The sequence below is a fragment of the Rhodosalinus sp. genome (genome assembly GCF_041685465.1).
Taxonomy (GTDB): Bacteria; Pseudomonadota; Alphaproteobacteria; order Rhodobacterales; family Rhodobacteraceae; genus Rhodosalinus.
Genome location: NZ_JAWLFS010000140.1, coordinates 1 through 7,939, shown reverse-complemented (window position 1 = coordinate 7,939; position 7,939 = coordinate 1). Strand labels below are relative to the sequence as shown.

Sequence of the window (7,939 nt, the reverse complement as noted above, 5' to 3'; positions counted from 1 at the left end):
TTGCGATCCCGACGATTTTCGGCATCGGGGTGAGCTGCGGGCTGCCGCTCTATCTCTACTTCCGCGCACGCTTCGCCACCCGCACCGTCTGAGCGGTCTTAGGATGCAGCATTGTGCCTTGGCTGCGCCCGGGCCCCGGGGGCGGTCAGTGCAGCGTGAACTCGCCCACGACGCTGCGCCACTCGCCCGGCGCGACGAGCTTGCGGTGCGCGAAGCGCACGGAGTGAAGCGGGCCCTCGATCTCCTCCTGCCAGAACTCGATGAAGCGGAAGAGCCGGGGGTGATCCGGCGCGAGGTCGTAGTCCTGCCAGACGAAGGTGTTCAGCACGTTCCGGTAGTCGGGCATCCGGTAGAAGACTTCCGCCGTGGTCAGGCCGTAGCCCTTGAGCATGAGTTCCGTCTCGGTCATCTGCGCCTCCCGCTGAGTCGTCCGGAAATGATGCCCGACGGGATGTATATTTCAATGAAAACAATGTATTGGCAGCCATGCACTCCGGCTGCTGACAGCGCTGCGGGGTGGCGTTGCGCGGGCCGGAGCGGGGGTGTTATAGACGCGCACGGGCCATGTGGCAGGCCCCCGTCAGACGAGCAGGATTCCCGTGACCGATACCCCTGAACCGCCTGAGGATTCTCCGGAAATCCCGAGCGTGCCCCACGAGGGCCCGAGCATATCGATCGCCGACGAGATGCGCGCCTCCTACCTCGATTACGCCATGAGCGTGATCGTCAGCCGCGCGATCCCCGATCTGCGCGACGGCCTGAAACCCGTGCATCGGCGCATTCTTTACGCGATGTCCGAGACGGGGAACACCTACGACAAGCCCTACCGCAAGTCCGCCCGCCCCGTCGGCGACGTGATGGGCCAGTATCACCCGCACGGCGACGCGGCGATCTACGATGCGCTCGTGCGGATGGCGCAGGACTTCTCGATGTCGCTGCCGCTCCTCGACGGGCAGGGCAACTTCGGCTCGATGGACGGCGACAACCCGGCGGCCATGCGCTACACCGAGGTGCGCATGGCCAAGGCGGCCGATTACCTTCTTGCCGATATCGACAAGGAGACGGTCGATTTCCAGGACAACTACGACGGCAAGCAGCGCGAGCCCACCGTCCTGCCGGCACGCTTTCCCAACATGCTGGTCAACGGGGCGGGCGGCATCGCCGTCGGCATGGCCACCAACATCCCGCCCCACAACCTCGGCGAAGTCGTCGACGCCTGCCTTGCCCTGATCGAGGAACCGGACCTCTCGACCGAGCGGCTGATCGAATATGTGCCGGGGCCGGATTTTCCGACCGGCGGCGTGATGCTCGGCCGGTCGGGCGCGCGCAAGGCCTATCTCGAGGGTCGTGGCAGCGTGATCCTGCGCGCCCGGACCCGGGTGGAGGAGCTGCGCAAGGACCGCTTCGCCATCATTCTGGACGAAATCCCCTATCAGGTGAACAAGTCCGCGCTGATCGAGAAGATCGCCGAGGCGGTGCGCGAAAAGCGCATCGAGGGGATCGCGCATGTTCAGGACGAGTCCGACCGCGACGGCGTGCGCGTGGTGATCGAACTCAAGCGCGACGCGACGCCGGACGTGGTGCTCAACCAGCTCTGGCGCTTCTCGCCGATGCAGACCACCTTCGGCTGCAACATGCTGGCGCTGAACGGCGGCAAGCCCGAGCAGCTGACGCTGCGCGGCTTCCTCACCGCCTTCCTGTCCTTCCGCGAGGAGGTCGTGGCGCGGCGCACCGCCTACCTGCTGCGCAAGGCGCGGGAGCGCAGTCATGTCCTCTGCGGCCTCGCGGTGGCCGTGTCGAACGTGGACGAGGTGGTGGCGACCATCCGCGCCTCCGCCGACGCCGCGGAGGCGCGCGCGAAGCTGATGGAACGGCGCTGGCCCGCGGCCGACATCGCGGAGTACATCCGCCTGATCGACGACCCCACCCACACGATCAACGACGACGGCACCTACAACCTCTCCGAGGTGCAGGCGCGCGCGATCCTCGACCTGCGCCTCCAGCGGCTGACGCAGCTCGGCGTCAAGGAGGTCACCGACGAGCTCGAGGAGCTCGCCGCGAAGATCAAGGACTACCTCGAGATCCTCGGCTCGCGCGAACGGATCATGGCGATCATCCGCGACGAGCTCGCGGAGGTGCGCGAGCTCTTCGCCGTGCCGCGGCGCACCGAGATCGTGGACTGGGCAGGCGATCTCGAGGACGAGGACCTGATCGAGCGCGAGGACATGGTGGTGACGGTCACCCAGTCCGGCTGGATCAAGCGCACGCCCTTGGCCGATTACCGGGCGCAGAAGCGCGGCGGCAAGGGCCTGTCGGGCATGGCGACGAAGGAGGACGATGTCGTCACCACGCTCTTCGTCGCCAACACGCACACGCCGCTTCTGTTCTTCACCACCGACGGGATGGTCTACAAGCTCAAGACCTGGCGCCTGCCGCTCGCCGCGCGAACCGCGCGCGGCAAGGCCATCGTCAACATCCTGCCGATCCCGCAGGGGGTCTCCATCGCCGCGATCATGCCGGTGGACCGCCCCGAAGAGGAATGGGCCGACCTGCAGATCATGTTCGCCACCTCGGCCGGAAACGTCCGGCGCAATGCGCTCTCGGATTTCACGAACGTGATGCGCAACGGCAAGATCGCGATGAAGCTGCCCGAGGGCGTGGAACTCGTGAACGCGCGCATCGCCTCCGAGGACGACGACGTGCTTCTGGTGACGGACTCGGGCCGCGCGATCCGCTTCCCCACGACCGAGGTGCGCGTCTTCAAGGGACGCGATTCCACCGGCGTCCGCGGCATCCGGCTGCAGAACAGCGACCGGGTGGTCTCGATGTCGATCATCCGCCATTTCGAGGCGAACCCGGAGGAGCGCGCCGCCTACCTCAAGCAGCGCCGCCTGATGGCCGGCAGCCCCGAAGACGAGGCCGAACCCGACGAGGAGGAGACGCCGGTCGCCGAGGGTCAGCTCTCCCCGGAGCGTTACGCCGCGATGTCGGCGGCCGAGAACCTTCTGCTGACGATCACCGCGAAGGGGCTGGGGAAGCTTTCGTCCAGCCATGACTATCCCGTCCGCGGGCGCGGCGGCCTCGGCGTGCAGGCGATCGACAAGGCGATGCGTGGCGGGCCTGTGGTGGCCTGCTTCCCGGTCGAGATGGACGACCAGATCATGCTCGCCACCTCGCGCGGGCAGTCGATCCGCGTTCCGGTGGAGGGGATTTCCTTCCGCTCGCGCAGCGCCGGCGGGGTGAAGGTCTTCGACACCCGCCAGGGCGAGGAGGTCGTCTCGGTCGCCTGGATCGCCGAGCAGGGCGAGGAGGAGGAGGACGGCGAGGGCTGAGCCCCCGTCGCCGACGCCGGGTCCGTCGCACCCGGCCCGCGTGCTGGCGCGCTCGCGCGCAAGGCGGCGCCGAAGCTCAGGGCGCCCCGCGTGAAGGCGCCGCCACGCGGCTGCCACCAGGTATCGCGGGACAGGGTGCCGTCACCATGCCGCTCGGGCGCCCGCCGCGGTCCCGGGCGGCAGCCCTCAGGGGATGATCCGGGTGTATTTCGTGCCTTCGAGCGTCGCGCCCGCGCGCAGCCCCGCCTGGCCGAAGACGACCGCGATCACCGGCGTGCGCGTCGTCGTCGTCTCGGCGCTCATGTTCTCGCCGAGGTCGTTGAACGCGTATTCGATATCCGCCCCCGCGGCCCAGCCGCGGCCGCTGCGGAAGCGTTCCAGCGCCTCGGTGGTCATGAAAAACAGGACGTGGCTGTATTGCTGCACGCCGATCTGCGGGCCGACGCTGCCGCGCGCGGCGGAGTAGTAATCCACCGTCGCGCCGTCGATGCGCAGCGCGCCCCGCCCGTAGGCGCCACCAAGTCCGAGGCCCGCCTCGGTCATCACGGGCATCACGAGCATGCCCACCGACTTGTCGGCGAGGATGCGCGTATCGGGAAGTGTCGAATACATCCGCTCGAGCGTGGCTTCCACCCGGCCGTCGATGGTGGCGGGTCCGACGCTGCCCACGCCGTTGCCGCATCCTGCCGTCAGCCCGGCGGCTGCCAGTCCCGCCATGAGCCCGCGTCGTCCGATGACCGTCATGCTGCTGTGCCCTGTGGTTGCTTGCCTGATCCTCGACGGCCGACTGTTCTTCCGGGTCGGCTCGCGTCCTAGCATACCCGCTCGCGGCGGCGCTGTCACGCCGCCGCTGACGCGCCGCCCGCGGCTTACCGCCCGCGCGCGAGCGCCTCGGCCGCGCGGGGCGCGAAATACGTCAGGATGCCGTCGCAGCCCGCGCGCTTGAAGGCCAGAAGGCTTTCCAGCATGACCCGGTCGCCGTCGAGCCACCCCTGCCGCGCCGCGCCCTCGAGCATCGCGTATTCGCCCGAGACCTGATAGGCGTAGGTCGGTGCGCCGAAGGCGTCCTTCGCGCGGCGGCAGATGTCGAGATAGGGCATCCCCGGCTTGACCATCACCGCGTCCGCGCCCTCGGACAGGTCGCGCGCGACGAGCCGCATCGCCTCGTCGGTGTTTGCCGGGTCCATCTGGTAGGTCTTCTTGTCGCCCTTCAGCGCGCCGGAGGCGCCCACCGCGTCGCGGAACGGCCCGTAGAAGGCCGAGGCATATTTCGCCGCGTAGGAGAGCAGCATCACGTCATGGTAGGCCGCCCCCTCCAGCGCGTCGCGCAGCGCGCCGATGCGCCCGTCCATCATGTCCGACGGGCCGATGATGTCCGCCCCGGCCTCGGCCTGGCTGAGCGCCTGGTTCACCAGCGCCTCCACCGTCGCGTCGTTGACGACGGTGCCGTCGCTGTCGCGCACGAAGCCGTCGTGGCCGTCGATGTTGTAGGGGTCGAGCGCGACGTCGGTCATCACCGCGATCTCCGGCACCGCGGCCTTGATCGCCCGCGTCGCCGTGTTGCTGAGGTTGTCGGGATTCCACGCCTCGGCGCAATCCTTCGTCTTCTTCGCCGGGTCGGTGTAGGGAAAGAGACAGATCGCCGGGATGCCGAGGTCGGCGGCGCGCCGCGCCGCCTCCACCACCTTGTCGACGCTCAGCCGGTGCACGCCGGGCATCGAGGGGATCTCCTCCTCGACGCCTTCTCCGTCGCGCAGGAAGACGGGCCAGATCAGATCCTCGACCGTCAGCACCGTCTCGCGCGTGAGCGCGCGGGTCGCGGAGCGCGCGCGGGCGCGGCGGAAACGGCCGGCGGGGAAGGGGGCCTGAACGGGCTGCATGGGCGGTCCTCCTCGTGTCGAGGGAGCCATGCCCGAGCGCGCCCTCGCTGTCCAGTCCTCCTGACAGCTCCCCGCGCCGACGCCACAGCCGTGTGCCGACGGAGCCCGCGCCCGCCCGTGCGTCGCGGGGCCTCTCGTCCCCGGCCCCGGCGCGCGGCCATCTGCGGCGGCCCGGAGGGACCGCCGCGGTGCGCTCAGGCGAGTGCGCCCGTCGCCACCTCGAGCGGCTCGGGCGTGCCGCGCCGGGCGAGCCACTCGGGCCGCGGCGTCGCGGCCGCGAAGGGCTCCGTCACCGCGTTCGAGACCGCGTTGTAGACGAAGAAGGCGTTGGAGCGCGGGAAGGGCGTGATGTTCCCGTTCGAGCCGTGCATCGTGTTGCAATCGAAGAGAATGAGCGTCCCCGCCGGGCCTTCCGCGTCGGTGATCCCGTGCGCCTCGGCGAGCTTCGTCAGGCTCTCGGGCGACGGCGTGCCGACCGTCTGCGCCTTGAGTGAGCTCTTGTGGTTGTCCTCCGGCGTGGCGCCCACGCAACTCACGAAGGTGCGGTGCGAGCCCGGCATCAGCATCAGCGCGCCGTTCTGCGCGCGGTTGTCCGTGAGCAGGAGCGAGGCCGAAACGGCGCGCATCCGTGGCATCCCGTCCTCTGCGTGCCAGGTCTCGAAATCGGAGTGCCAGTAGAACTCCTTGCCAGAGAAGCCGGGTTTGTAGTTGAGCCGCGACTGGTGGATGTAGACCGCGTCGCCGAGCAGGAACTGCGCGACCCCGGCAAGCCGCCGGTCCCGCGCGAGGCGCGCCATCAGCGCGTCGTGATCCTCCAGCCGGAAGATGGTGCGCACCGCGTCCGAGCCGGGCTCGGTCACCACGTCGTCGCCGGCGCGGTCGCGGCCCTCGGCGCGGAGTTGCGCGGCGGCCTCCACGAGCGCCTCGACTTCCCTGGGCGCAAAGAGATTGTGGAGCACGAGAAAGCCGTCGCGCGCGAAGCCTGCGGCCTGGTCCTGCGTGATCGGCGCGTCCGGCGTCCAGTCGGACCAGACCACCGGATCGGCCCGGTCGATCCAGCGTTCGGGCCAGCGCTCGGGGCCGTCGCCCCGCGTCGGATAGGCGTCGTCGATATGGGCCCCGGCGATATCGAAATCGCGGCGTCGTGAAGCGGTCATTTCCATCGGAAATCCTCCTCTCGTTCGGCTGCGGTCGGGACGCGCGGCGTCCGTCCGACGGAACGGACGTCCTGCCCCCGGGTTCCCCCGGACGCGCGGCGCGGAAAGAAAGAGGATCGCCGCGCGGGTCTGGGCAATCGCGCGTGCGGGCGTTAGGTAGAAACCCGCGTCGCGGGGTGCAAGGGGGTGGCCGTGGACTGGCCGAACGCCGTTTTCGAGGTGATCGACACGCGGTCCTTTTCGAGCCTCTGGTTCTGGATCGCGCTCGCGGTGACATGGTCGATGGCCAGTCACTGGGTGCTGGGCGTGCCCTACGACATGGTGCTTCGCGCCGCGCGGCGCGACGGTGCGGCCGAACACGACCTCGAGGAGCTGGTGCGCATCAACGTCGACCGGATGCTCCACATCGCGCGGGTCGGCGGTCTGTGGCTTGTCGGGGCGGCGAGCTTCGCGCTGACGATGCTGGCGCTTCTCGGCTTCCTCTACCGCGTCGAGGTCGCGCAGGCGCTGTTCTGTCTGCTCTTGCCCCTGAGCCTCGTCTGGGCCATGGGGCTGCGCGCCGCGCGGCGTATCCGGGCGGAGGCGCTCGCCGGCGACGCGCTGCGGCGCGCGTTGCGCACACAGCGCGTCGTCACGCAGGCGCTGGGCATGCTCGCGATCTTTCTCACCGCCCTCTGGGGCATGTATCAGAACCTGTCGCGGCTGCCGCTGGCGGGCTGAGGAACAGGAGACCTCCAGACGATGAACGGCCCAGTCTCAGGCGCCGGGCGCGTCACCATCGGCGGCGCGCCGGAAGGCTTCGACGCCGAGCTCGTCCTGCGCGAGGTCGAGCGCGCCGGCGGCCCGGTGATCCACGTCGCCCGCGACGACCGGCGCATGGCGGCGATGCGCGCCGCGCTCGCCTTCTTCGCGCCCACGATGCCGGTGCTGACCTTCCCGGCGTGGGATTGCCTGCCCTACGACCGCGTCTCGCCCAACCCCGACGTCTCGGCCGCGCGCATGGCGACGCTCGCCGCGCTGGTGCACGGCGCGCCGCGGCGCTTCGTGCTGCTGACGACGCTCAATGCCGTGACGCAGTACATCCCCGCGCGCGACGTGCTGGCCGAGGCGGCCTTCGTCGCCGAGGTCGGCAGGCGCATCGACGAGGCCCGGCTGCGCGACTTCCTCGCGCGGATGGGCTTTTCGAACGCGCCCACGGTGACGGAGCCCGGCGACTACGCGATCCGCGGCGGCATCATCGACATCTACCCGCCGGGCGAGGGCGGTCCGGTGCGTCTCGATCTCTTCGGGGATACGCTCGACGGCGCGCGCCGTTTCGACCCGGCGAGCCAGCGCACCACCGAGACGCTGCAGCGCGTGGAACTCGCGCCCGTCTCCGAGGTGATCCTCGACGAGGCGGCGATCCGGCGCTTCCGGCAGACCTATCGCCTCGAATTCGGCGCGACCGGTGCGGACGATCCGATCTACGAGGCCGTCAGCGCGGGACGCAAGCCGCAGGGGGCCGAGCACTGGCTGCCCTTCTTCCACGACCGGCTGGAGACGCTTTTCGACTACCTGCCGCAGGCGCCCG

At 69.8% G+C, this 7,939-nt stretch carries 7 protein-coding genes and 1 pseudogene; 4 read left to right on the top strand and 4 right to left on the bottom strand.

The window, feature by feature from the left end; translation table 11 throughout:
• Positions 1-5 precede the first annotated feature (5 nt).
• Positions 6-92 carry a DUF2834 domain-containing protein gene (locus ACESL7_RS10250; RefSeq protein WP_372893228.1) on the top strand — a complete coding sequence of 29 codons (87 nt, stop codon included), beginning with the start codon at positions 6-8 and terminating at the stop codon, positions 90-92.
• A 53-nt stretch (positions 93-145) separates the two neighbouring features.
• Here ACESL7_RS10250 and ACESL7_RS10245 read toward each other — a convergent pair whose 3' ends face one another.
• Positions 146-409 (bottom strand): usg protein, encoded by a 264-nt coding sequence (locus ACESL7_RS10245; protein ID WP_372893227.1) that lies wholly within the window; start codon positions 407-409, stop codon positions 146-148.
• A 190-nt stretch (positions 410-599) separates the two neighbouring features.
• Here ACESL7_RS10245 and gyrA point away from each other — a divergent pair, with 190 nt between their 5' ends.
• A complete protein-coding gene (gene gyrA, locus ACESL7_RS10240) occupies positions 600-3,332 on the top strand; it encodes a DNA gyrase subunit A (RefSeq protein WP_372893226.1) in 2,733 nt (910 codons plus the stop codon).
• A gap of 186 nt (positions 3,333-3,518) precedes the next feature.
• On the opposite strand, the gene ACESL7_RS10235 is transcribed toward gyrA, so the two are convergent.
• From ACESL7_RS10235 to thpD, 3 genes are all read right to left on the bottom strand, one after another.
• Positions 3,519-4,076 carry a lipid-binding SYLF domain-containing protein gene (locus ACESL7_RS10235; protein WP_372893225.1) on the bottom strand — a complete coding sequence of 186 codons (558 nt, stop codon included), beginning with the start codon at positions 4,074-4,076 and terminating at the stop codon, positions 3,519-3,521.
• Between the two features lie 125 nt (positions 4,077-4,201).
• Positions 4,202-5,212 (bottom strand): porphobilinogen synthase, encoded by a 1,011-nt coding sequence (gene hemB, locus ACESL7_RS10230; RefSeq protein ID WP_372893224.1) that lies wholly within the window; start codon positions 5,210-5,212, stop codon positions 4,202-4,204.
• A gap of 194 nt (positions 5,213-5,406) precedes the next feature.
• Positions 5,407-6,375, bottom strand: a complete 969-nt coding sequence (gene thpD / locus ACESL7_RS10225) for an ectoine hydroxylase (RefSeq protein ID WP_372893223.1) — start codon at positions 6,373-6,375, stop codon at positions 5,407-5,409.
• A gap of 186 nt (positions 6,376-6,561) precedes the next feature.
• Here thpD and ACESL7_RS10220 point away from each other — a divergent pair, with 186 nt between their 5' ends.
• Together ACESL7_RS10220 and ACESL7_RS10215 are read left to right on the top strand one after the other, a co-directional pair.
• Entirely contained in the window at positions 6,562-7,089 is a 528-nt protein-coding gene (locus ACESL7_RS10220; protein WP_372893222.1) for a component of SufBCD complex, read from the top strand.
• A gap of 21 nt (positions 7,090-7,110) precedes the next feature.
• Positions 7,111-7,939, top strand: a pseudogene (locus ACESL7_RS10215) (transcription-repair coupling factor); the annotation flags it as partial.

Excerpts from the sequence above, each read along its gene's own strand:
- ACESL7_RS10235 (WP_372893225.1), bottom strand. The coding sequence starts at position 4,076 with ATGACGGTCATCGGACGACGCGGGCTCATGGCGGGACTGGCAGCCGCC.
- ACESL7_RS10245 (WP_372893227.1), bottom strand. The coding sequence starts at position 409 with ATGACCGAGACGGAACTCATGCTCAAGGGCTACGGCCTGACCACGGCG.
- thpD (WP_372893223.1), bottom strand. The coding sequence starts at position 6,375 with ATGGAAATGACCGCTTCACGACGCCGCGATTTCGATATCGCCGGGGCC.
- hemB (WP_372893224.1), bottom strand. The coding sequence starts at position 5,212 with ATGCAGCCCGTTCAGGCCCCCTTCCCCGCCGGCCGTTTCCGCCGCGCC.